Below are 21452 nucleotides of genomic sequence, written 5' to 3'. Positions count from 1 at the left end.
AAACACAAGCGCTGGAAATGGATCGCCGGTGGCCTCGTTGCCCTGGCCATTGCAACATACGGGTACGTAAATATGACGACGGGCTGGGAGACGATTTCGACAAGCTTCATGCGGGACGACGCGCCGTATGGCGGCGGCAACTTCCGCATCAAGGGCAACGACGTGATGAGCGTCAAGCTCGCCAATCCCGAAGTGACGTTCAAGCCGCAGGCCGAATCGAACGAGCCGCAGCGGCCCGAGCCGACCGAAGCATGGATGAACGACACCGGCGAGTTGCTGAACCGCATGACGATCAGCTTCTTCCGCGGCACGATCGACGGCGGGATGAAGCGCCATTTCCAGCAGGTTGGCCAGGAGGCCGCCTGGTGGTACTCGCCGGACTGGACCGTTCAGTTCATCAGCACGTCATGGATGAACTACAAGGCTCCCGAGGCGCACGGCGGCAACGCGCCGCAAACCACCAGGCTGTGGAAATCGAGCAATGGCGGCCAGACATGGTCGCAACTTCAATGGCCCGAAAACCGGAACATCGGCCGCCTGCTCTTTCTCGATCCGCAGCGTGGCTACGCGGCCGGCTGGGGCCCCCGCATATGGCGGACCGCGGACGGCGGAAACACGTGGCAGGCGATCGACGTGCCGGCCGATGCCCACAGCGGCAGCGACACGCGCCAGGATTTCAATGCAATCAGCCTCGGCCCGGACGGGGTTCTGCGGATCGCCTACTACGTCGCACAGACTGCCGAAGCGCCGGGTCACAGCGTGGTCGATCGGCTCGACTGGGGGCAGCACGCATTCGTGACGGATACCGTGCTGCCAGGCCAGGTCGTCACTGCGCTCGACACCACGCCACCCACGCCGGGATCAGGGTCACGTTATTCGTTGTACACGCTGTCGCATCTCGACAAGCCGCAAAACGGCGAGGGTCCCGACAACGGCCGCCGGACGGGCGCCATTTCCACGTGGACGAACGACCATCCCGAGGCCGTGCAGCAACTGCGCACGTTCGACGAGAAGCTCACGCTCGACAGCATGAGCATCGGTCGCAACGGCCTCCTGCTCGTCTATGCGACCGATCCGAACTCCGGAAGCGGCGGCACCGGCGGCGGCGCACCGGTCGACCTGACGTTCAGCAGCACCGACGCCGGCAAATCGTGGAATAAAACGACCGACAAGACCGCACAGGGCGGCTACTTCGACGCGCAGACCAACACGCTGTACTGGCTGCATGCCTATACGCTGAAGAAACGGACCTTCTGAAGCGCGCACCGGAAGCCTCGGTGGCCGGCCCTCGCTGCGGCTGCGCAATCGCGAGCCGCAGCGAACTGTCTCGCGTACGACGGCCCTGGCCGCACACGCATCAGCGGCCACGGTGCCTCGCGTCACTCGCCGCGACGCGGCTCGAACACGAACGGTTGCGTGAGCAGGAACGGATTCGCGGTTGCGCCGGTCTGCGCGCAGGTCGCATGCGTCATCGCGTCGACGGCCGCGCGGTCTGCCGCGGCATTGCGGCTGCTGGTCGTCACGGTGACGTTCTGGGCTTCGCCCGAGGTCGTCATCAGCGCGCGCACGAGCACGGTGACGGGACGCGTGAGCGGCTTCGCGCCATCCGGGTAGACGGCGCGCGGAATGCGGCAGGTCAGCTTGCTTTCCTGCGACGACGACAGCATCGCGCAGCCGGAAAGCAGCACGGCGACGACAGGCAGGATCAGGATGGTCGAGCGAAGAGCCATGGTCGAATATCGTTCTTGAGTACTGTTGCGGACGATTGCCGCGCCGGCCGACATCGTCCGGCCGCATCGCGTGCATCGCCCCGCGCCGCGGCCATCGGACCGGCGCCCCGTTGCGGCCGCACGACCGACGGTTGCCCGGTCGCGATCCTGCTGCGCGGGTTCCCGGAAATCCGGGGGCAGCGTTCGTGCCGGCAGCCCGCTCCGGGCGGCCATGCACGCGAACGCTTTCGCGCATTGTGCACGCGCCGCCTCGCGCGTGGCGGCGATTTGACAATGGTTGACGCGAATCGCGCCGTATCCGGCGGGCATCCATTCTTCGCGGGAAGCAATCGCCGCACCGTCCCGGGCCGCCATCGCTCCCCTGCTCCACCGCAATCCGACCGACGCCGGGATTCCCCGCCCGGCGCCGCGCGGCGTCACTCCGAATCGTCGTCCGAGTCGTCGTCGTCCGCGTCGGCCGGGACTTCTCCGTACTTCGCGACCACCGCCGCCTTGAACGCCTTCAGCGCCGGCTGCTGGTCGCACAGCTTGTACAGCAACCCAAGCTGCTGCGGCCAATCCTTCAACTCCTTCGCGAACACATGCAGGCGCGCAACCGTATCGAACGCGTCGGCGTCGCGGCCGGCCAGCGCCTGCAGCGCCGCATAGCGGCGCAGCACCGTCTCGCCGGGCAGCAGCGCGATCGCGCGCTCGTGCGCGATGAGCTTGAGCGGCAGGTTGTCCGGCGAAATCGTCAGCAGCGTGGCCGCGCCGTAATCGCCCCACGCGCCGAACAGCAGCGACGGCGCGTCGCGGTACTGCGCGGCCGGTTCGCTGCCGTAGTACAGCACTTCCGCGCGCTGGTAGTCGCGCAGCACGGGCACTGCCGCCAGCACGCCGCCGACCGACAGCACCGCGAACAACCCGAACGCCGCGCGGCCCGGCAGGATACGCAGCGGCTTCACGTCGAGCAGGCCGATCACGAACATCGCCGGCAGCAGGAAGAACATGTATTGCTGCGGATATTCGACGAGCGCATGCATCAGCAGGATGCCGATCAGCGCGAGGCCGAACACCCGCGTGCTCGACTGCGGCGCGCGCACCGCGCGCACGAACCACGTCACGAGCGCGACGACGAGCACGCCGAGGCCGACGAGGCCGGACTTCGCGAGCAGGTCGATGAAGATGTCGTGCGAGTTGTTCGCGATCTCGACACCGCCGAGCGTACGCACGAGCGCGAACTGGTGCGACGGGAATTCGCCCCAGCCGACGCCGAGCAACGGATGCTCGCGGAACATCGCAAGCCCGTACTTCCACAGCGCGAGGCGCGGCGCGATCTGCCCCGCGTCGCGCATCCGGTCGGCCGCCGACTCGGCGAGCCCCAGGTGGAAGTGCACGTTGGCCCAGCGCACCGCGACGTTCACCGCGACGAAGATCACCGCGAGCGCGACCGGCATCAGCCATGCGCGGCGGTTGCCCGGCGCGCGGCGCGACTCGAGCCATGCCATCCAGAAACCCGCGACGACCAGCACCGCGACCTGCAGCCACGGGCCGCGCGACACCGTCAGCGCGAGCCCGACCGACAGCGCGATCGACAGCGCGAGCCACGCCCATGCCGCGAGCCGGCGCGTCTGCGCCAGATACAGCGCGCCCGCGAGCGCGAACGCGATGTAGGTCGCCAGGTGGTTCGCCTGCGCCATGTTGCCGTACGGGCGGCGATCGACCGCGATGTTGTACACGACGACGAACGGCGACACCGCGGACTCGAGATGGAACAGCTGAACGATCTGGCTCGCGACCGCGAACACCCCGCCGACGAGCAGCGCGCCGGACATCATTCGCGCGACGGCTTCGGCGAGCCCCTCGCGCGCGAGCGTGTAGCCGGCCTGCATCGCGACCAGCGCGGCGGCCAGATAGCCGACCGCCAGCCAGTTCATCGACGGCACCTTCAGCGGCATCAGCGCGACCTGCGCGATCAGCACCGCCGCGAACCCGAGCGGCGCGACGAACGCGGCCGGCGCGGCGAACGGCTCGGCCGGGCGGCCCGTGCGCGCGAGCAGGACGACGGAGAGCCCCACCAGCAGATACAGCACCAGCGCGGCAAATTCTGAATAGAAGGTTGGAATCGGATACGTGTGATTCGTGATCGAGTACGGCACGATCAGGGCGACAGCCAGCGCAACGAGCGGCAACGAACGGGAAAAAGTAGAAGGCATGAGCGAACCGGATGTCAGCAACCGGCGCACTATACAAAACTTTCCCCGCTCTGTGCGGGCCCGTCGCACCGTCACCCGACGCGGCGCGACCGGTGCGACCGGCGCAACCCGCCGGCACGGCGGGCGCCGTGCCGTGCACGCGGCCCCGCACTGGCCGGCATGCCCCCGCCCCTACGCGCGGCATTCCGCCGGCGCATATTTCGCGGGCAACGTCGCGGCCTCCGCCGGTAGCGGGCCCGCGCCCGGCGCCGGGAGCGACGACGCAGCCTTGCCGGCGGCAAAGCACTCCCATGCGATCGCCCCGGCCTGCATCGTGCCCTTTTTCAGCGGTACGCGCGCGGTCGGCGTATCGGCCTTGTCCGGCGCGGACGGCACGAGGACGAGCGTATTCGCGCCGGCCGCGGCGACGCGGGCGGTAAACGCCACCGTGATCTGGCCCGTGTCGCCGTCGATGACGACGGATTCGACGTTGCGGGTGGCGGCCGGCGGGCTGTAGCCGCCGTCGAGGCCCGCGCCGCTCGCGGCATTGTCGGCGACCGCGAGCCGCGCGGACGACGCGAGCGCGAGCCCCTCGCCGACGCGCGAGCGCGCGAGGTAATCCTGGTACGCGGGAATCGCGTAGGCCGCGATCACGCCGACGATCGCGAGCACGATCATCAGTTCGATCAGCGTGAAGCCGGCCGGCCGCCAGCGCGGCGCCGGCCGGCGCGCGCGCCGCAGATCGGCGGCGATGCGACGGAAGAGGGAAACGGAAAAGGCTTCGAACATGACTGGCTCCGGAAACGAAAAACGCCTGCCGGATCAGGCAGGCGTTTCGATCGTAGCCAGCGGGCCGCGGCCCCGGCAGTCGGCCGGACGGCCAACGTCAATGCGCGCGCGGGACGCCGCGGCGGCGCCGGAGCGCGTAACCCGCGGTGACGACGAACAGCGCGCCGGCGATGCTCGCGCCGTAGATCGCGGCCTGCGTATCGAGTACCGGCCAGCGGTCGCCGACCGGGTCGTGCACCATCAGCCCGCCGGCGATCCAGCCCAGCAGCCCGGCGCCCAGCGCGACGACGACCGGAAAGCGGTCGAGCAGCTTCAGCACCAGCGTGCTGCCCCACACGATGATCGGCACGCTGACGACGAGCCCGAAGATCACCAGCGCCAGCCGGTGCGACGGATCGGCCTGCTCGGCCGCGCCGGCGATCGCGATCACGTTGTCGAGGCTCATCACGGCGTCGGCGATCACGATCGTCTTCACCGCGTCCCACAGCCGGTCGGCCGGCTTCACGTTGTCGTGCGCATCGGCGTCCGGCGCCATCAGCTTGACGCCGATCCACAGCAGCAGCAGGCCGCCGCCGAACTTCAGGAACGGCACGTCGAGCAGCACGACCGCGAATGCGATCAGCGCGACCCGCAGCAGGATCGCGCCGGCCGTGCCCCACACGACGCCGCGCAGCCGCTGGTTGGCGGGCAGGTTGCGGCATGCGAGCGCGATCACGACCGCGTTGTCGCCGCCGAGGAGAATGTCGATGATGACGATCTGAAACACCGCGCCCCAGTGGAGCGACGTCAGGAATTCAAGCATGAGCAGTATCGGGTGATCGGGTGCGGGGCAACGGCTGTCGAACAGGCGGCCCGGGTCAATGCCGGGACATGCATCGCGCAGCCCCGGGGCTTACAAATTCATTGCGCGAGCATAACAAAAAACGCCGGCGAAGCCGGCGTTTTTTGCAGGACGAACCACGCGGAAATTACAGCGCCTTCTTCAGCAGGCGACCCATTTCCGACGGGTTGCGCGTGACGGTGATGCCGCACGCTTCCATGATTTCCAGCTTCGCTTCGGCCGTATCCGCACCGCCCGAGATCAGCGCGCCGGCGTGGCCCATGCGCTTGCCCGGAGGCGCCGTGACGCCAGCGATGAAGCCGACGACCGGCTTCTTCATGTTGTCCTTGATCCACTCGGCGGCATTGGCTTCGTCCGGACCGCCGATTTCGCCGATCATCACGACCGCATCCGTATCCGGATCGTCGTTGAACATCTTCATCACGTCGATGTGCTTCAGACCGTTGATCGGGTCGCCGCCGATACCGACTGCCGACGACTGGCCGAGGCCCAGTGCCGTCAGCTGCGCAACCGCTTCATACGTCAGCGTGCCCGAACGCGACACGACGCCGATGCGGCCCTTGCGGTGGATGTGACCCGGCATGATGCCGATCTTCAGTTCGTCCGGCGTGATCGTGCCCGGGCAGTTCGGCCCGAGCAGCAGCGTCTTGCGGCCTTCGCGACGCATGCGGTCCTTCACTTCGATCATGTCGCGAACCGGAATGCCTTCCGTGATGCAGATCGCGAGATCGAGGTCGGCTTCGACCGCTTCCCAGATCGCAGCAGCAGCACCTGCCGGCGGAACGTAGATGACCGACACGGTCGCGCCGGTTTCGGCCTTCGCTTCCTTGACGCTCGCGTAGATCGGAATGCCTTCGAAATCTTCGCCGGCCTTCTTCGGGTTCACGCCCGCGACGAATGCTTCGCGGCCGTTTGCGTATTCACGGCAGGCGCGCGTGTGGAATTGACCGGTCTTGCCGGTAATGCCCTGCGTGATGACCTTCGTGTCCTTGTTGATCAGAATCGACATGTATTTTGACCTCTGTTCGATTGGCGTCGCGTGCAAACCGCGCCGCCATACCTATTCATTGAGCGCGCTTACTTGCCTGCGGCAGCCGCGACAACCTTCTGCGCAGCCTCTTCCATGCTGTCAGCCGAGATGATCGGCAGGCCCGAATCGGCCAGCATCTTCTTGCCGAGGTCTTCGTTCGTGCCCTTCATGCGCACGACGAGCGGCACGTTCAGGTTCACGGCCTTCGAACCGGCGATCACGCCTTCCGCGATCACGTCGCAGCGCATGATGCCGCCGAAGATGTTCACGAGGATCGCCTTCAGGTCCGGGTTCTTCAGCATCAGCTTGAACGCTTCCGTGACCTTCTCGGTCGTCGCGCCACCGCCGACGTCCAGGAAGTTCGCCGGCTCGCCGCCGAACAGCTTGATCGTGTCCATCGTCGCCATCGCGAGGCCTGCGCCGTTCACGAGGCAGCCGATGTTGCCGTCGAGCGAGATGTACGCGAGGTCGAACTTCGACGCTTCGATTTCAGCCGGATCTTCTTCGTCCAGGTCGCGGTACGCGACGATTTCCGGGTGACGGAACAGCGCGTTCGAGTCGAAGTTGAACTTCGCGTCGAGTGCGATGACCTTGCCGTCGCCGGAGACGTTCAGCGGGTTGATTTCAGCCAGCGATGCGTCGGTTTCCCAGAATGCCTTGTACAGGCCTTGCAGGATCGCGCGCGCTTGCGGAATCGATGCGGCCGGCACGCCGATCTTCGCGGCGAGGTCGTCGGCCTGCGCGTCGAGCAGGCCCGTCGACGGCTCGACGATGACCTTGTGGATCAGTTCCGGGTGCTTTTCGGCAACTTCCTCGATGTCCATGCCGCCTTCGCTCGAACCCATCAGAACGATCTTCTGCGAGATGCGGTCGACGACGAGGCTGACATACAGTTCCTGCTTGATGTCGGCGCCTTCTTCGATCATCAGGCGGTTGACCTTCTGGCCTTCCGGACCGGTCTGGTGCGTGACGAGCTGCATGCCGAGGATCTGGTTCGCGTATTCGCGGACCTGCTCGATCGACTTCGCCACCTTCACGCCGCCGCCCTTGCCACGGCCACCCGCGTGAATCTGAGCCTTCACGACCCAAACCGGGCCACCGAGCTCTTCTGCCACCTTGACGGCCTCGTCAACCGAGAACGCCGGCTTGCCGCGCGGTACCGCGACTCCGAATTTCCGCAGGATTTCCTTACCCTGGTACTCGTGAATCTTCATGCGTGATTCCCTTCAGTCTGAGAGTTGGATGAAATGTCGCTTAAGACGCTTCTTCGAATGATTTCCGTTCATTCCTTCGTGCTGCCCTCACCGGGCAGATCCGGCCGAAGCGGGCCGTACCACCGCGGGTAGTACTGCCGCACGACCTCGCCGTCGAACCGCAATGCCCGGCAGCGGCCGAGCTGGAAAGGCGGCTCGACATGCTCGCCGTCATGGTCCGGCCCTTCGCCGCCCTCTTCGCGCACGTTCCACACGTCACCGGCGAACGCCTGGATCGCTGCCGTCGGCAGCACGGCGCACAGTTCGGTCAGATGGGAACAGCCCGCGACGCCGGCGAGCAGCCGGTTCGCGTTGCGGCGGAAATTGCGGAAGAGGTTGAGCCCGATGAGGGCCCGATAGGCGGGAGGGGCGGATTGACAGTGACCGGGATAGGGAACCCACTCCGAAGACGCTTCGGCGTCGACGACATTGAGGTCACGATCGATGGTCACGCGCAGCCAGAGTTCGTGGATCGGCAGGCCCTGGGGCCGGATGCCCGACGCAAGCGCGACATCGCGCGGCTTGTGGTCGGTCAGGCAGGCTTCGATGTCCCACAAGCCGTCGTCGCGCTCGTAGGCTTCCGCTCGGATTGCGCGTCGATGTCGCAACTGACGGGGCACGGGCTCGGATAGCGGCATGCTGGAGGTTGAGGCCGAAGAGGAAAACCCGTGGATTTTAGCATATTGGGTATTTGAGGCATCCGGCCGCGACGGCGGGTATTCCCGCCTGTCCGGAAACGGTTGCATTGCAGCAAAATCGCGCGCAGCGCGCGCGACCGAAGCGGTCAGTCGTCGATCGGGAAATCGTCGCCGACCTTCAGCAACTTCACGATGGTCGCGCTCGAAAAGCCGCGCGCGGCAAGGAAGCGCGCCTGCTTCGCGCGCTCGGCGGGCGTTTGCGGCAGTGCACCGAATTTCTTGCGCCAGACGGCCTGCGCGCGGGTCCACTCGGTCTCGCGCAACTGCGCATTCACTTCCTCGACGAGGTTGTCGCCGACCGCATGGCGCTTCAGTTCGCTGACGATGCGTGCGACGCCGACGCGCGATGCGCGGCGATGCACGAGGCTCTCGGCAAAGCGTGCATCGGACAGCCAGCCTTCCTGTTCCAGCGCATCGAGCACCGGCTCGACCGATTCGTCCTCGCCGACGTACGGCGCGAGCTTGCGCGCGAGTTCGGCGCGGCTGTATTCGCGCCGTGACAGATAGCCGAGTGCGCGGCCCTTCAGCGAACGTGGCGGTTTCGACGACTTGCGCCCGGTGGCGCCGGCCTCGTCGCCGGAAGCAGCGCTGCCTGAACCGCCGGCCGCACGGCGTGTGCGACGCGGATGCTGGCTGCTGCGCGTATACACATCTTCCTTGACCGACGCCGCCGCATCGGCTGCGCGCTCGCCCGGGAAACCGACACCGGACACGCGACGGCGCGACCGGTCGTGCGCGTCGAACGATTCGTCGTCGTCGAACGGATCGACCGGTGCGGTGATCTCAAACGAAACGAGGGCATCGTCGGATGCCCTCGTCGCGGTGCGGTGCGCGGACTGACTGCCCGCGCCCCGCCGGTCGGCACCCGAGGACGCGGCTCGCCGGCCGGAGCGGCCCGCCGTGTCGGGCGCGTCGCTCGGGTCCGGTTCGCCAGCGTGACCTCGGCGCCCGACCATCACTCTTCTTCGTCCATCGCCTCGGCTTCGTCGACTACGCCATCGGGCATCGCGGCAACGCCGAGCGACTCGCGAATGCGGTTTTCGATCTCGCGGGCGATTTCCGGGTTCTCGCGCAGGAATTCACGCGCGTTGTCCTTGCCCTGGCCGATCTTCTCGCCGTTGTAGCTGTACCAGGCGCCGGCCTTGTCGACGATCTTCGCCTGCACGCCGAGATCGATGATCTCGCCCTGGCGCGAAATGCCTTCGCCGTACAGGATGTCGAAGATCGCTTCGCGGAACGGCGGCGACACCTTGTTCTTGACGACCTTCACGCGGGTTTCGTTGCCGATCACCTCGTCGTTCTTCTTGATCGAGCCGATCCGGCGGATATCCAGACGCACCGACGAGTAGAACTTCAGCGCGTTGCCGCCCGTCGTGGTTTCCGGGTTGCCGAACATCACGCCGATCTTCATCCGGATCTGGTTGATGAAGATCACGAGGCAGTTCGTGCGCTTGATCGTGCCGGTCAGCTTGCGCAGCGCCTGCGACATCAGGCGAGCCTGCAGGCCCGGCAGCGAATCGCCCATCTCGCCTTCGATTTCCGCCTTCGGCACGAGCGCCGCGACCGAGTCGATGACGATCATGTCGATCGAGCCCGAGCGCACCAGCGCGTCGGTGATTTCGAGCGCCTGCTCGCCGGTGTCCGGCTGCGAGATCAGCAGCTCCGGCACGTTCACGCCGAGCTTCGCTGCATATTGGACGTCGAGCGCGTGCTCGGCGTCGATGAACGCTGCGGTGCCGCCCAGCTTCTGCAGCTCGGCGATGACCTGCAGCGTGAGCGTGGTTTTACCCGACGATTCCGGACCGTAGATCTCGACCACCCGGCCGCGCGGCAGACCGCCGACGCCGAGCGCGATATCGAGACCCAGCGAGCCCGTGGAGACGACCTGGATGTCTTCGGCCGCTTCGCCGTCGCCCATCCGCATGATCGACCCTTTGCCGAACTGCTTCTCGATCTGCGCGAGTGCGGCCGCCAGCGCCTTGCTCTTCTCGGCGGTCATCCCGGAGCCCTTCTTGCTATCTTCCATGAATCGTCCTTTGCTATGATGAGCAGCGTCTGTCAGAGGCGCGCCCGCTTTCAAGCGCTGCCCACGAATGCAGACACTGTATAAAAAAACAGTGTTTTATGCAAGCCCGCAATGCAGGCTGCGTTGTACACGGATAACTTCGGAGACAGCCGCGCCGGCGCGCACGCCCCGCCGGCCATCGGTCAGCAACATGCGAATTCTCATCGCCGAAGACGACAGCATACTCGCGGACGGCCTCACCCGGTCACTCCGCCAATCGGGCTATGCGGTCGACCACGTGAAGAACGGCATCGAGGCCGATACCGCGCTGTCGATGCAGTCCTTCGACCTGCTGATCCTCGATCTCGGGCTGCCCAAGATGTCCGGGCTCGACGTGCTGAAGCGCCTGCGCGCGCGCAATTCCAACCTCCCCGTGCTGATCCTGACCGCCGCCGACAGCGTCGACGAGCGCGTGAAGGGGCTCGACCTCGGCGCGGACGACTACATGGCCAAGCCGTTCGCGCTCAACGAGCTCGAGGCGCGCGTGCGCGCGCTGACCCGGCGCGGCGCGGGCGGCGGCCCGACCGTCGTGCGCCACGGCTCGCTCGCGTTCGACCAGGTCGGCCGCATCGCGTATGCGAACGAACGCGTGCTCGATCTGTCCGCGCGCGAACTCGGACTGCTCGAGGTGCTGCTGCAGCGCATCGGCCGGCTCGTGTCGAAGGAGCAGCTCGTCGACCATCTGTGCGAATGGGGCGAGGAAGTCAGCAACAACGCGATCGAAGTGTACGTGCACCGGCTGCGCAAGAAGATCGAGCCGAGCGGCGTGCGGATTTCCACCGTGCGCGGCCTCGGCTACTGCCTCGAGAAAGTCGCGCCCGCGGCGCCAGCCGACCCGGCCGCGCCCCAGCCCGCGGCGGCCGGCACGCCGCTGCGCTGAACCCGGCCGTCGCCGCGATGGCCACGCCGGCCCATTCCCGCCATCCGACCGGCGAGCCATCGTCCGCCGCCGACGCCGTGCGCGACGCGCGCTACGAGAACCCGTTCGCGCCGCCCGACGAAACCGATACGCCCGAGGCCGCGCGCCCGCGCTCGCTGTTCGGCGAAATCCTCGACTGGATGCTCGCGCCGCTCCTGCTGCTGTGGCCGATGAGCATCGCCGTCACCTATCTCGTCGCGAAAACGATCGCGAACGGCCCGTTCGACCGCGCGCTCGAGACCAACGCGTACGTGCTCGCGCGGCAGATCCATCCGGTCAACGGCGTCGCCGAGCTGACGCTGCCGCAGCAGACGCGCGACTTCCTGCGCGCGGACAACGTCGACAGCGTTTACTTCCAGGTGCTCGGCACGCGCGGCGAGCTGGTCGCGGGCGAGGCCGACATGCCGCTGCCGCGCGACGAGGACCGCCCGCCGCCGGGCGTCGTCGTGTTCCGCGACGACCTGCTGCGCGGCAACGACGTGCGCGTCGCGTATACGACCGTCGCGCTGCCGGAGTCGAGCAGCACGCAGCCCGTGCTCGTGCAGGTCGGCGAGACGCTCGACAAGCGCAACGCGCTCGCGAACGACATCATCAAGGGCGTGATCCTGCCGCAATTCGTGATCCTGCCGCTCGCGATCCTGCTCGTGTGGTTCGGGCTGTCGCGCGGGCTCGCGCCGCTCAACGCGCTGCAGGCGCACATCCGCGCGCGGCGGCCCGACGACCTGTCGCCCGTCGAGGCGCAGCGCGCGCCGCCCGAGATCGAGCCGCTCGTCACGTCGTTCAACGACCTGCTCGCGCGCCTCGAACAGAACATGGCGCTGCAGAAGCGCTTCATCGCCGACGCCGCGCACCAGATGAAGACGCCGCTCGCGGGGCTGCGCACGCAGGCCGAGTTCGCGTTGCGCCATCCCGTGCCGCCCGACGTCCAACGTTCGCTCGAGCAGATCGCGACGAGCTCCGAGCAGGCCGCCCGGCTCGTCACACAGTTGCTCGCGCTCGCGCGCGCCGAGAACCGCGCGAGCGGGCTGACCTTCGAGCCGGTCGAGATCGGGGCGCTCGCGCGCCGCACGGTGCGCGACTGGGTGCAGGCCGCGCTCGCGAAGCGCATGGACCTCGGCTACGAAGGCCCGGAGGACGACACGCCGCTCGACGTCGACGGCAATCCCGTGATGCTGCGCGAGATGCTCGGCAACCTGGTCGACAACGCGATCCGCTACACGCCCGAAGGCGGCCGCATCACGGTGCGCGTGCGGGCCGAGCCTGCGGCGCGGCGCGTGCATCTCGAAGTGGAGGATACGGGCCCCGGCATCCCGGCCGGCGAACGCGAGCGCGTGGTCGAGCGCTTCTACCGGATCCTCGGCCGCGAAGGCGACGGCAGCGGCCTCGGGCTCGCGATCGTGCGCGAGATCGCCGCGCAGCACGGCGGCACGCTGACGCTCGACGATCACGTCTATCAGAGCGCACCGCGCCTCGCTGGCACGCTCGTGCGCGTCAGCCTGCCGTTGTCGGACACCGCCGCGGATCGATCCTGATACGGGCGGATCCGAACCGCATACCGCCGCATACGCGCCTCGATCGCATCGAAACCGGCGTTTTACCGCCCTGCCGCGACACGATGGGGGCACGAAACGGCCGATTCGGCGCGGGTTAACGTGCAGTCGTTTTGCGCCCGCGAGTCAGTGCGCCGTAAGTTTCCGTGCCAATAATCGTCGACAGGCCCGCCCACCCAAGGCGGCCACACATCTATATCAAGGGACTTGGAGACGATTCATGGCAACGTTAGGCGGGCAAATTTCGCACTCGCCGATGACGGGCGAAGAGAAGAAGGTGATCTTCGCGTCGTCGCTCGGCACCGTGTTCGAGTGGTACGACTTTTACCTGGCCGGCTCACTCGCGGCCTACATCAGCAAGAGCTTCTTCTCCGGAGTCAATCCGACCGCGGCATTCATCTTCACGCTGCTCGGCTTCGCGGCCGGGTTCGCCGTGCGTCCGTTCGGCGCGATCGTGTTCGGCCGGCTCGGCGACCTCGTCGGCCGCAAGCACACGTTCCTCGTGACGATCGTGATCATGGGCATCTCGACCTTCGTGGTCGGCTTCCTGCCCGGCTACGCATCGATCGGCATCGCGGCGCCGGTGATCTTCATCGCGATGCGGCTGCTGCAGGGCCTCGCGCTCGGCGGCGAGTACGGCGGCGCGGCGACCTACGTCGCCGAGCATGCGCCGGCGAACCGCCGCGGCTTCTACACCGCGTGGATCCAGACGACCGCGACGCTCGGCCTGTTCCTGTCGCTGCTCGTGATCCTCGGCGTGCGCACCTTCATCGGCGAGGAAGCGTTCGGCAGCTGGGGCTGGCGCGTGCCGTTCGTCGCATCGATCGCGCTGCTCGCGGTGTCGGTGTGGATCCGGCTGCAGCTGAACGAATCGCCGGTGTTCCTGCGCATCAAGGCGGAAGGCAAGACGTCGAAGGCGCCGCTGACCGAAGCGTTCGGCCAGTGGAAGAACCTGAAGCTCGTGATCCTCGCGCTCGTCGGCCTGACCGCCGGCCAGGCCGTCGTGTGGTACACGGGCCAGTTCTACGCGCTGTTCTTCCTCACGCAGACGCTGAAGGTCGACGGCGCCAGCGCGAACATCCTGATCGCGATCGCCCTCCTGATCGGCACGCCGTTCTTCCTGTTCTTCGGCTCGCTGTCGGACAAGATCGGCCGCAAGCCGATCATCCTCGCGGGCTGCCTGATCGCGGCGCTCACCTACTTCCCGCTGTTCAAGGCGCTTACGCACTACGCGAACCCGCAACTCGAACTCGCGACGCAGAAGGCGCCGATCACGGTCCTCGCCGATCCGGCCGCCTGCTCGTTCCAGTTCAACCCGGTGGGCACGTCGAAGTTCACGAACTCGTGCGACATCGCGAAGAGCGCGCTCGCGAAGGCCGGCCTGAACTACGAGAACGTCGCGGCACCGGCTGGCACGACCGCGCAGATCAAGGTCGGCGATACGGTGATCCCCGCGTATGACGGCAAGGCGGCCGACGCGAAGGCGCAAGGCGCGGCGTTCGACAAGACGCTCGCGTCGACGCTGAAGGCGGCCGGCTACCCGGCCAAGGCCGACCCGGCGCAGCTCAACTGGCCGATGACGATCGTGATCCTGACGATCCTCGTGATCTACGTGACGATGGTCTACGGCCCGATCGCGGCGATGCTGGTCGAGATGTTCCCGACGCGGATCCGCTATACGTCGATGTCGCTGCCGTATCACATCGGCAACGGCTGGTTCGGCGGCTTCCTGCCGGCGACCGCATTCGCGATCGTCGCGGCGAAGGGCAACATCTACTCGGGGCTCTGGTATCCGATCGTGATCGCGCTGGCCACGTTCGTGATCGGTGTGCTGTTCGTCAAGGAGACGAAGGACTCCAATATCTACGCGCAGGATTGAGGTCGGGTAGCGGGCGGCCACCCCGCCCGCTACACTGCCCGAACGGGCCGCCGGCAACTTTTTTCAGGGAAGACGAAAAAAGGTGTTGACAGCCCGGCGGCACATCAGCATAATTCAAGTCTTCGGCGAATTAGCTCAGTCGGTTAGAGCGACGGAATCATAATCCGCAGGTCCGGGGTTCGAGTCCCTGATTCGCCACCAAATGCGAAAAGCCGCTGTTCCGCAAGGATCAGCGGCTTTTTTCATTGCTCCGCGATCCGCGCGCGGCATCCATCGCCCTCCAGCCGACCACGCGGCGCCACGCACGCGACATCCAGCATCCGGTTCGCCCGAGTCGCGCATAGGCACGAGCGACCTCCGTCCTCCTCCTGCCAACCGAAATCCAGCGCCATTCATCACGCCGGGCCCATCCGTTCGGCCTCGCGAATCATCGTCGTCGACTACGTGCGTTACAGTGCGGTTCGAACGCCGAGCACCGACGGGCTCGCGGCCATCCCGATTTGATTCGAACCGAGGCAATCGGATCCGGTCGGCAACACAGATAACAACAATCCCATGACTGAACACAACGAATCGAAGCACGACCAGTCCGTTCGACGTACGCGAAAACCGTGGCTGGTGGCGGGCGTCGCGATCGCGGTCGCCGCATTTTTCGGCGCGCGCTTCATGACGACGCGAGACGATCTGGACAAGCGCACGATCGACGACATCCTGAAAGTCGCGCTCGCGGACAAGAACACCGCGCCAACGGACGCCTGCGTCGGCCTGGCCGGCGCCGAACTACCCGCGGACGTGAACGCGAAGGAATTGCTGAGAGTCGACGGTGTGGTGAGAAAGGACGTGCAGGCGTTGATCAACCGTGGCCTGATTACCGTGAAATTCAACGCGGGCCGGGGCAAGCCGACGATCAGAAATCCGGACTACGAGCCGCATGACACGAATGTCCCGCTGAGCCATATCGAGCTCACGCCGGCCGGCAAGGCGTTCTATCGGTACAGGGAATTCGAGAGCAAGGACGCGTCCGCTCCCGGCGGGAGTGTCCTGTACATGATCAATTTGTTCTGCGCGCACGTGACCTACGGCGGCGTCGAGAAATTCATCGAGCCGATGAAGAATCCGTTCGACGACAATCCGCACCTGGTTTCGTGGGTCAACTTCCTGTGGAAACCGGATCAGCATGCCACGCCGTGGCTGGCAGACCCGGACCTCATGGACTCCCTGTCGTTCTACCCCGAAAAGGATGGCTGGGCGCACAAGGGGATTCTCATCGAACGGGACGACAACGGACACTGGGCGCTCGGCGACAATCCGTACGCGATCCGCTGGTAGACGCACCATTGCGCGGCACGGCTCACCAGCCTGACGACCGATGAAGACGAGACGAGGCGTTCACGACCTCACTCATCTTCATCGTCAACGCCCGGCAGCGTACCGCCGCCCTAAGCGACCACCGCCCCGCGCTGGGCGTCGGGCACCTCCGCCCGCACCTTCCCCCGCCAGTTCTCGCCGCCCTCCAGCGCCGGCGTCGACTCGAACAGCTCCGCGATCCAGTCCGCGAACACGCGAACCTTCTGCGACAGATGCCGGTTGTGCGGATACACGATCGAGATCGGCTTGGGCTTCGGATTGCAATCGGGCAGCACCTCGACCAGCGTGCCGTCGCGCAGGTTCGGCAGCACCATGAACAGCGTCGGCTGGATCATCCCGAACCCTTCGACCCCGCACGTCACGTACGCATCCGAATCGTTCACGGTGACACTGCCGTTCATCCGCACCTCGACCGGCTTGCCCTCGATCATGAACACCCACGGAATCGCCCGCGCGCCGTGGCTCGCGCGGAAATTCACCGCATGATGGTCCGCCAGGTCGGCGATCTCCTGCGGCTCGCCGTGACGCGCGAGATAGTCGGGCGACGCGCAGGTCACACGCTTGAGCATGCCGATCCGCCGCGCGACCATCGACGAATCTTCTAGCGGCCCGACCCGGATCATGCAGTCGATACCCTCCTCGACCGGATCCACGTAGCGGTCCGCCAGGCCGAGGTCGAGCGTGATGTCCGGATAGCGCTGCCGGAAGATCGACAGCGCCGGCAGCACGACGCGCCGCCCGAGCGAACTCGGCATGTGGACGCGCAGCACGCCGCTCGGCTTGCGGTTGCCGGTCTGGAAACTCGCGTCGGCTTCCGCGATCTCCGAGATGATCTTCACGCAGTGCTCGTAATACGCGGCGCCCTCCGGCGTCAGCGACAGCCGGCGCGTCGTCCGGTGCATCAGGCGCACGCCGAGCAGCGCCTCGAGATTCTGGATGATGGTCGTGACCGACGCGCGCGGCATCGCGAGCGTGTCGGCCGCGCGCGTGAAGCTGTTCGCGTCGACCACGCGGGTGAAAACTTCCATTGCCTGGATGCGGTCCATGCTGCGCCCCCTTCGAATCGCCAACGGAACAGAATAAAGCGCGCAACGCGCGCGGCACAAGCCCCCGCCCATTGTTCTCCTCGCCCGAATAGTCGCAGCGTTTCGGACTGGAAAGTGATCGCGATTCGCGCAGTTCCGAACGTCGACGGCTCCGTCCCCGGTTGCCACGCGCGGCATGCTCGCCGCGCACCGGCACGTTATCGCACGAACCGCTCGCGATAGCCCTGCGGCGACACGCCGAGCACGCGCACGAAACTGCGCCGCAGCGTCTCTTCCGAACCGAAGCCGCACCGCGTGGCGATCCGTTTGACGGGCCACGCGGTTTCGCCGAGCAAGCGCTGCGCGGCCTCGACGCGAATCTGTTCGACCGCGCGCGCGGGCGTGCGGCCGGTCCCCGCGCGGTAGTGCCGCACGAAGCTGCGTTCGCTCATGCTGACGCGCTCGGCGAGCGCCGGCACCGACAGGTCGGCCGTCAGGTGCTCGGCGATCCACGCATGCAGTTCGCCGAAACGGTCGTCGGTGCGCTGCATCGACAGCATCGCGCTGAACTGCGCCTGCCCGCCCGGCCGCTTCAGGAACACGACGAGTTCGCGCGCGGCATCGAGCGCGACCGCCCGCCCGAGATCCTCCTCGACCAGCGCGAGCGCGAGATCGATGCCGGCCGTCACGCCGGCCGACGTCCACAGCGCGCCTTCGCGGATGAAGATCGGATCGGGCTCGACGCGCACGTTCGGATAGCGCGCGGCGAATTCGTCGCAGCGCGCCCAGTGCGTGACCGCGCGCCGCCCGTCGAGCAGGCCGGCCTCGGCGAGCAGGAACGCACCGGTGCAGACCGACGCGACACGTCGCGCGCGCTGCGCCTGCTGCCGGACCCAGCGCACCGTGCGCGCATCGCGCGACGCGGCCAGCACGCCCTTGCCGCCGGCCACGATCACCGTGTCGGGCCGCCCGGCCGAGCGCAGCGAATCGGCCATCACGACGAGCCCCGACGACGTCTCGACCGGCCCCGCCTCGGCGGCCACGACGCGCGGCGCATACGGCGCGGGCCGGCCGCGCTCCTGCGCGAGTTCGTTGACGGAGGCGAACACCTGCAGCGGCCCGGTCACGTCGAGCAACTGCGCACGGGGGAACGCGAGGATCAGGATCGAGCGCGGAGCGGCTGGCATGGCGATTGGCTGAAAACGTGGGCGATCTGGCAATTTCGCCAAACACTACGCGCCTAGAATCGATCTGTCCATCGTGCGCCGGCCGCGGCGCCGCCCCTTCCCTTCGGAGTGTTCGCATGACCCTGCATATCGGCTTTCTCGTGTTTCCGGGTGTCCAGCAACTCGATCTCACCGGCCCGCACGACGTGCTCGCATCGCTGCCCGACGCGGCGGTTCATCTGGTCTGGAAATCGCGCGACACCGTCGCGTCGAGCAGCGGCCTCGCGCTCGCGCCGACCTGCACGTTCGACGACTGCCCGCCGCTCGACGTCATGTGCGTGCCCGGCGGAATCGGGATCAACGAGCTGCTGCTCGATGCCGAAACGATCGCGTTCGTGCAGCAGCGCGCGGCCGCCGCGCGCTACGTGACGTCGGTCTGCACGGGCGCGCTGCTGCTCGGCGTGGCCGGCCTGCTGCGCGGCCGCCGCGCGACGACGCACTGGGCGTTTCATGCGCTGCTCGCGCCGCTCGGTGCGGTGCCCGTGCGCGAACGCGTGGTGCGCGACGGCAACCTGATCACCGGCGGCGGCGTGACGGCCGGCATCGACTTCGCGTTGACGATCACCGCCGAACTGGTCGGCGACGAAGAGGCGCAGGCGATCCAGCTCGCGCTCGAATATGCGCCCGCGCCGCCGTTCGATGCAGGCTCGCCGGATACCGCGCCGGCATCGGTCCTGAAGCGCGTGACCGAGCGTTCGGCTGCGGGGCTCGAGAAGCGGAAGCAGACGATCGACGCGGCCTTGCGCGCGATGTCGCGCTGATCCCCGGTACACGGAAACCGGCGCGCGGACGTGCAGCCTGCCCGCGCTCCGCAGCCTTCACATTCACGGACCGGACCTACCGATGAACATCATCCGCAGCACCGCCTTCACCGCACAGCGCGCATGGGGCGCGCTGGACATCGCGAACCTGAACGGCATCACGGTCCGCCTGCACTGGACCGATCAGCCGTACCGGTGGCACGTGAACGACGGCGAGGAAGTCTTTGCGGTGCTCGACGGCCGCGTCGAGATGCGTTACCGCGAAGCAGGCATCGAGCACGCGACGGTGCTCGAAACGGGAGACGTCTTTCATGCGACGGTCGGCACCGAACACGTCGCGCATCCGCTCGGAGAAGCGCGCATTCTGGTGATCGAGACCGCAGGCAGCGTCTGACGACGGGCGGCGCGCCGCGCGCGTCGCACGGAGTCGACGGGCATCAGCCCGAGATGGTGCCCGTCCCCTGCGACGGGATCAGCTTCGGCTGCGGCGCGCACAGGCACTGGCACAGGTCGTGTTCGAGCGCGACGACCTTGCCCATCACGGTCATCGTCCGCTCGCCGCCATCGGAGACGATCACCCCCTGGGTCTTGCACGCGGCGCAGAACACCGGCGCGCCGAGATAGGCAAGCTCGCGGCCGTCGAACGACGAATTGGCGATCCCGTCGAGCACGACGCCGCCGTGATCGGTCGTGTCGCCCTTCAGAATGAATTTGCGGCTCATGGTTCGGCTCTCCCTCGGAAACGCCGCGCAGCGCGGCGTCGGGCCGCGTGCGGGCAGTCGGTATCCGCCCGTCGGTCGCGGGCGTTTCGCGAGGATATCACCGCGCAGCCGCTCGCCGTCTCCCTGATCAGAACTTGTGGCGCATGCCGATCCGCGCCTGGAACTGCCGGTCGTTCGCGGAGGCGCCGGGGCCGTTGATCGCCGCGACCGCCGCATGCCCGGTCGAGTCGGTGCCCGACGCACGCTGGAACACGGCGCTCACGTAGACGTCGGTGCGCTTCGACAGGAAATAGTCGAGCCCCGCGGCAACCTGGTGATACGTCGCGCCGTCGCGGCCGTCCACGCCGCCGCCGCGCGTGTAGTCGTACGCCACGCCGCCGAACAGGTAAGGCGTGAACTGATAGCGCACGCTCGCCTCGGCGTCGTTGAACACCGCGTTGCCGGACACGCCACCCGGATTCGGGCCGGACGACAGATCGCCGAGCTGGCGAAACGACGTGTTCGTGTACATCGCGCCGAGCGTCACCGCGCCGATCGCATAGGTGCCGCCGAGCGCAACGACCTGCAACGTGCGCGCCGACGCATAGCCCGAATACACCGGCGACAGCATGTTGTTGCCCGGCACGCCGCCCACGGTCGGCGCGGGGCTGCCGGTCGTGCCGAAGAACGACACGTTCGGATTGCGCGCATTCAGGTAGCCGGCCGCCACCGCGAGCGGCCCGCGCGTGTAGCCGGCCGTGGCCGACCACACCTGGTTGCGCGTCGTCGCGCCCGCCACGCCGCCGACCCCGTACATCGCGGCGACGCGCAACCCGCCGTAGTCGTTGCTGGTGAACTTGATCGCGTCGTTGGTCGAGTTCGCGTTGTTCACGTTGTCGAGGTCGCCGGGGTGCGCGACCATGTAGCCGCCGAACAGCGCAGCGGCCTCGAGCGGGCCGAGGAAGTCGACGTTGGTGTCGTACTGCCGCCCGAGCGTGACGGTGCCGAGCGGTCCCGACAGCCCGACGAACGCCTTCTTGCCGAAGATCAGCCCGCCCTGCCCGAGCTTGCCGGTGCTCGGATCGAACCCGTTCTCGAGCGTGAAGACGGCCTTCAGCCCGCCGCCGAGATCCTCGCTGCCACGCAGCCCCCAGCGGCTCGCCTGCTGCACGCCGCCGAGCATCCGCAGCGCGGGCTTGCCGCTTGCCACGCCGTTCGCGCCGGTCACCGCGACGTTGCTCGAGTAAGTCAGCCCTTCATCGATAATGCCGTACAGCGTGACGCTGCTCTGTGCGTGCGCCGCACCCGCGATCAGCGCGACGCCCGCGCCTGCCAACAGCCGTTGTTTCATCGAGAGATCTCCATTGCGCGGGTCGAATGGCCAAACGCTGGCGTGCGCGCCCCCCGCAGGCGCGCGGCCTGCCGGCACGGACCGGAACGGTC

The 21452-nt window shown here is 67.3% G+C and carries 20 protein-coding genes and 1 tRNA gene; 8 read left to right on the top strand and 13 right to left on the bottom strand.

Annotated features, from left to right (window positions below; translation table 11 throughout):
• Positions 1-72: 72 nt before the first annotated feature.
• Positions 73-1257 (top strand): glycosyl hydrolase, encoded by a 1185-nt coding sequence (locus tag DIE16_RS10510; protein WP_124570717.1) that lies wholly within the window; start codon positions 73-75, stop codon positions 1255-1257.
• 122 nt (positions 1258-1379) lie between these two features.
• Here the strand turns inward: DIE16_RS10510 and DIE16_RS37055 are convergent, their stop codons facing one another.
• The 9 genes from DIE16_RS37055 to recA all read right to left on the bottom strand — a co-directional run bounded on the left by DIE16_RS37055 (position 1380) and on the right by recA (position 10541).
• Entirely contained in the window at positions 1380-2150 is a 771-nt protein-coding gene (locus tag DIE16_RS37055; protein ID WP_260434371.1) for a TonB family protein, read from the bottom strand.
• The gene (locus DIE16_RS10500; protein ID WP_124521083.1) at positions 2147-3925 is read right to left on the bottom strand and encodes a Wzy polymerase domain-containing protein; all 1779 of its coding nucleotides are present in this window, start codon (positions 3923-3925) and stop codon (positions 2147-2149) included. Before DIE16_RS10500 ends, DIE16_RS37055 begins: the two co-directional genes overlap by 4 nt.
• Positions 3926-4096: 171 nt before the next feature.
• Complete coding sequence (locus tag DIE16_RS10495; RefSeq protein WP_044844519.1) at positions 4097-4693, bottom strand: pilin; 597 nt, start codon at positions 4691-4693, stop codon at positions 4097-4099.
• 97 nt (positions 4694-4790) lie between these two features.
• Entirely contained in the window at positions 4791-5495 is a 705-nt protein-coding gene (locus tag DIE16_RS10490; RefSeq protein WP_044844520.1) for a TerC family protein, read from the bottom strand.
• A 166-nt stretch (positions 5496-5661) separates the two neighbouring features.
• Positions 5662-6543: a succinate--CoA ligase subunit alpha gene (gene sucD / locus DIE16_RS10485; RefSeq protein ID WP_006477916.1), complete on the bottom strand. Its 882-nt coding sequence runs from the start codon at positions 6541-6543 to the stop codon at positions 5662-5664.
• Positions 6544-6611: 68 nt separating this feature from the next.
• Complete coding sequence (gene sucC, locus DIE16_RS10480) at positions 6612-7778, bottom strand: ADP-forming succinate--CoA ligase subunit beta (protein WP_006755512.1); 1167 nt, start codon at positions 7776-7778, stop codon at positions 6612-6614.
• A 68-nt stretch (positions 7779-7846) separates the two neighbouring features.
• Positions 7847-8455, bottom strand: coding sequence for a DUF2889 domain-containing protein (locus DIE16_RS10475; protein ID WP_044844521.1), 609 nt, complete (start codon positions 8453-8455; stop codon positions 7847-7849).
• Positions 8456-8601: 146 nt separating this feature from the next.
• Positions 8602-9471 carry a recombination regulator RecX gene (gene recX, locus DIE16_RS10470; RefSeq protein ID WP_124486917.1) on the bottom strand — a complete coding sequence of 290 codons (870 nt, stop codon included), beginning with the start codon at positions 9469-9471 and terminating at the stop codon, positions 8602-8604.
• Positions 9471-10541, bottom strand: coding sequence for a recombinase RecA (gene recA / locus DIE16_RS10465; protein ID WP_044844523.1), 1071 nt, complete (start codon positions 10539-10541; stop codon positions 9471-9473). Before recA ends, recX begins: the two co-directional genes overlap by 1 nt.
• A 190-nt stretch (positions 10542-10731) precedes the next feature.
• On the opposite strand from recA, the gene DIE16_RS10460 reads away from it, so the two are divergent.
• The 5 genes from DIE16_RS10460 to DIE16_RS10440 all read left to right on the top strand — a co-directional run bounded on the left by DIE16_RS10460 (position 10732) and on the right by DIE16_RS10440 (position 16257).
• Entirely contained in the window at positions 10732-11460 is a 729-nt protein-coding gene (locus DIE16_RS10460) for a response regulator transcription factor (protein ID WP_124486916.1), read from the top strand.
• Between the two features lie 17 nt (positions 11461-11477).
• Complete coding sequence (locus DIE16_RS10455; RefSeq protein ID WP_124486915.1) at positions 11478-13031, top strand: sensor histidine kinase; 1554 nt, start codon at positions 11478-11480, stop codon at positions 13029-13031.
• Between the two features lie 238 nt (positions 13032-13269).
• A complete protein-coding gene (locus DIE16_RS10450) occupies positions 13270-14928 on the top strand; it encodes an MFS transporter (protein ID WP_124486914.1) in 1659 nt (552 codons plus the stop codon).
• A gap of 124 nt (positions 14929-15052) precedes the next feature.
• Positions 15053-15129 (top strand) — tRNA-Met (locus DIE16_RS10445).
• Between the two features lie 417 nt (positions 15130-15546).
• The gene (locus tag DIE16_RS10440; RefSeq protein ID WP_124522792.1) at positions 15547-16257 is read left to right on the top strand and encodes a hypothetical protein; all 711 of its coding nucleotides are present in this window, start codon (positions 15547-15549) and stop codon (positions 16255-16257) included.
• Between the two features lie 110 nt (positions 16258-16367).
• On the opposite strand, the gene DIE16_RS10435 is transcribed toward DIE16_RS10440, so the two are convergent.
• Positions 16368-17342, bottom strand: a complete 975-nt coding sequence (locus tag DIE16_RS10435; RefSeq protein WP_044844527.1) for a LysR family transcriptional regulator — start codon at positions 17340-17342, stop codon at positions 16368-16370.
• A gap of 197 nt (positions 17343-17539) precedes the next feature.
• Positions 17540-18508 (bottom strand): GlxA family transcriptional regulator, encoded by a 969-nt coding sequence (locus DIE16_RS10430; protein ID WP_124892248.1) that lies wholly within the window; start codon positions 18506-18508, stop codon positions 17540-17542.
• Positions 18509-18624: 116 nt separating this feature from the next.
• Here DIE16_RS10430 and DIE16_RS10425 point away from each other — a divergent pair, with 116 nt between their 5' ends.
• Together DIE16_RS10425 and DIE16_RS10420 are read left to right on the top strand one after the other, a co-directional pair.
• A complete protein-coding gene (locus DIE16_RS10425; protein WP_124521073.1) occupies positions 18625-19308 on the top strand; it encodes a DJ-1/PfpI family protein in 684 nt (227 codons plus the stop codon).
• 82 nt (positions 19309-19390) lie between these two features.
• Complete coding sequence (locus DIE16_RS10420) at positions 19391-19702, top strand: cupin (protein ID WP_124486910.1); 312 nt, start codon at positions 19391-19393, stop codon at positions 19700-19702.
• Positions 19703-19745: 43 nt separating this feature from the next.
• Here DIE16_RS10420 and DIE16_RS10415 read toward each other — a convergent pair whose 3' ends face one another.
• Positions 19746-20030, bottom strand: coding sequence for a PAAR domain-containing protein (locus DIE16_RS10415; protein WP_044844531.1), 285 nt, complete (start codon positions 20028-20030; stop codon positions 19746-19748).
• Positions 20031-20157: 127 nt separating this feature from the next.
• Positions 20158-21360: a porin gene (locus tag DIE16_RS10410; RefSeq protein WP_124570694.1), complete on the bottom strand. Its 1203-nt coding sequence runs from the start codon at positions 21358-21360 to the stop codon at positions 20158-20160.
• Positions 21361-21452: the final 92 nt, after the last annotated feature.

The sequence above is a fragment of the Burkholderia sp. Bp9090 genome (assembly GCF_003857985.1).
In the GTDB taxonomy this organism is placed as follows: domain Bacteria; phylum Pseudomonadota; class Gammaproteobacteria; order Burkholderiales; family Burkholderiaceae; genus Burkholderia.
The sequence above is the reverse complement of the archived record's forward strand: the minus strand, read 5'-3'. Positions and strand labels throughout refer to the sequence as shown.

Coding starts and splice junctions, on each gene's coding strand:
- DIE16_RS10415 (WP_044844531.1), bottom strand. CDS start 20,030: ATGAGCCGCAAATTCATTCTGAAGGGCGACACGACCGATCACGGCGGC.
- DIE16_RS10435 (WP_044844527.1), bottom strand. CDS start 17,342: ATGGACCGCATCCAGGCAATGGAAGTTTTCACCCGCGTGGTCGACGCG.
- DIE16_RS10410 (WP_124570694.1), bottom strand. CDS start 21,360: ATGAAACAACGGCTGTTGGCAGGCGCGGGCGTCGCGCTGATCGCGGGT.
- sucD (WP_006477916.1), bottom strand. CDS start 6,543: ATGTCGATTCTGATCAACAAGGACACGAAGGTCATCACGCAGGGCATT.
- DIE16_RS10420 (WP_124486910.1), top strand. CDS start 19,391: ATGAACATCATCCGCAGCACCGCCTTCACCGCACAGCGCGCATGGGGC.
- sucC (WP_006755512.1), bottom strand. CDS start 7,778: ATGAAGATTCACGAGTACCAGGGTAAGGAAATCCTGCGGAAATTCGGA.
- DIE16_RS10450 (WP_124486914.1), top strand. CDS start 13,270: ATGGCAACGTTAGGCGGGCAAATTTCGCACTCGCCGATGACGGGCGAA.
- recA (WP_044844523.1), bottom strand. CDS start 10,541: ATGGAAGATAGCAAGAAGGGCTCCGGGATGACCGCCGAGAAGAGCAAG.
- DIE16_RS10475 (WP_044844521.1), bottom strand. CDS start 8,455: ATGCCGCTATCCGAGCCCGTGCCCCGTCAGTTGCGACATCGACGCGCA.
- DIE16_RS10430 (WP_124892248.1), bottom strand. CDS start 18,508: ATGCCAGCCGCTCCGCGCTCGATCCTGATCCTCGCGTTCCCCCGTGCG.
- DIE16_RS10500 (WP_124521083.1), bottom strand. CDS start 3,925: ATGCCTTCTACTTTTTCCCGTTCGTTGCCGCTCGTTGCGCTGGCTGTC.
- recX (WP_124486917.1), bottom strand. CDS start 9,471: ATGGTCGGGCGCCGAGGTCACGCTGGCGAACCGGACCCGAGCGACGCG.
- DIE16_RS10510 (WP_124570717.1), top strand. CDS start 73: ATGACGACGGGCTGGGAGACGATTTCGACAAGCTTCATGCGGGACGAC.
- DIE16_RS10460 (WP_124486916.1), top strand. CDS start 10,732: ATGCGAATTCTCATCGCCGAAGACGACAGCATACTCGCGGACGGCCTC.
- DIE16_RS10455 (WP_124486915.1), top strand. CDS start 11,478: ATGGCCACGCCGGCCCATTCCCGCCATCCGACCGGCGAGCCATCGTCC.
- DIE16_RS10425 (WP_124521073.1), top strand. CDS start 18,625: ATGACCCTGCATATCGGCTTTCTCGTGTTTCCGGGTGTCCAGCAACTC.
- DIE16_RS10495 (WP_044844519.1), bottom strand. CDS start 4,693: ATGTTCGAAGCCTTTTCCGTTTCCCTCTTCCGTCGCATCGCCGCCGAT.
- DIE16_RS10490 (WP_044844520.1), bottom strand. CDS start 5,495: ATGCTTGAATTCCTGACGTCGCTCCACTGGGGCGCGGTGTTTCAGATC.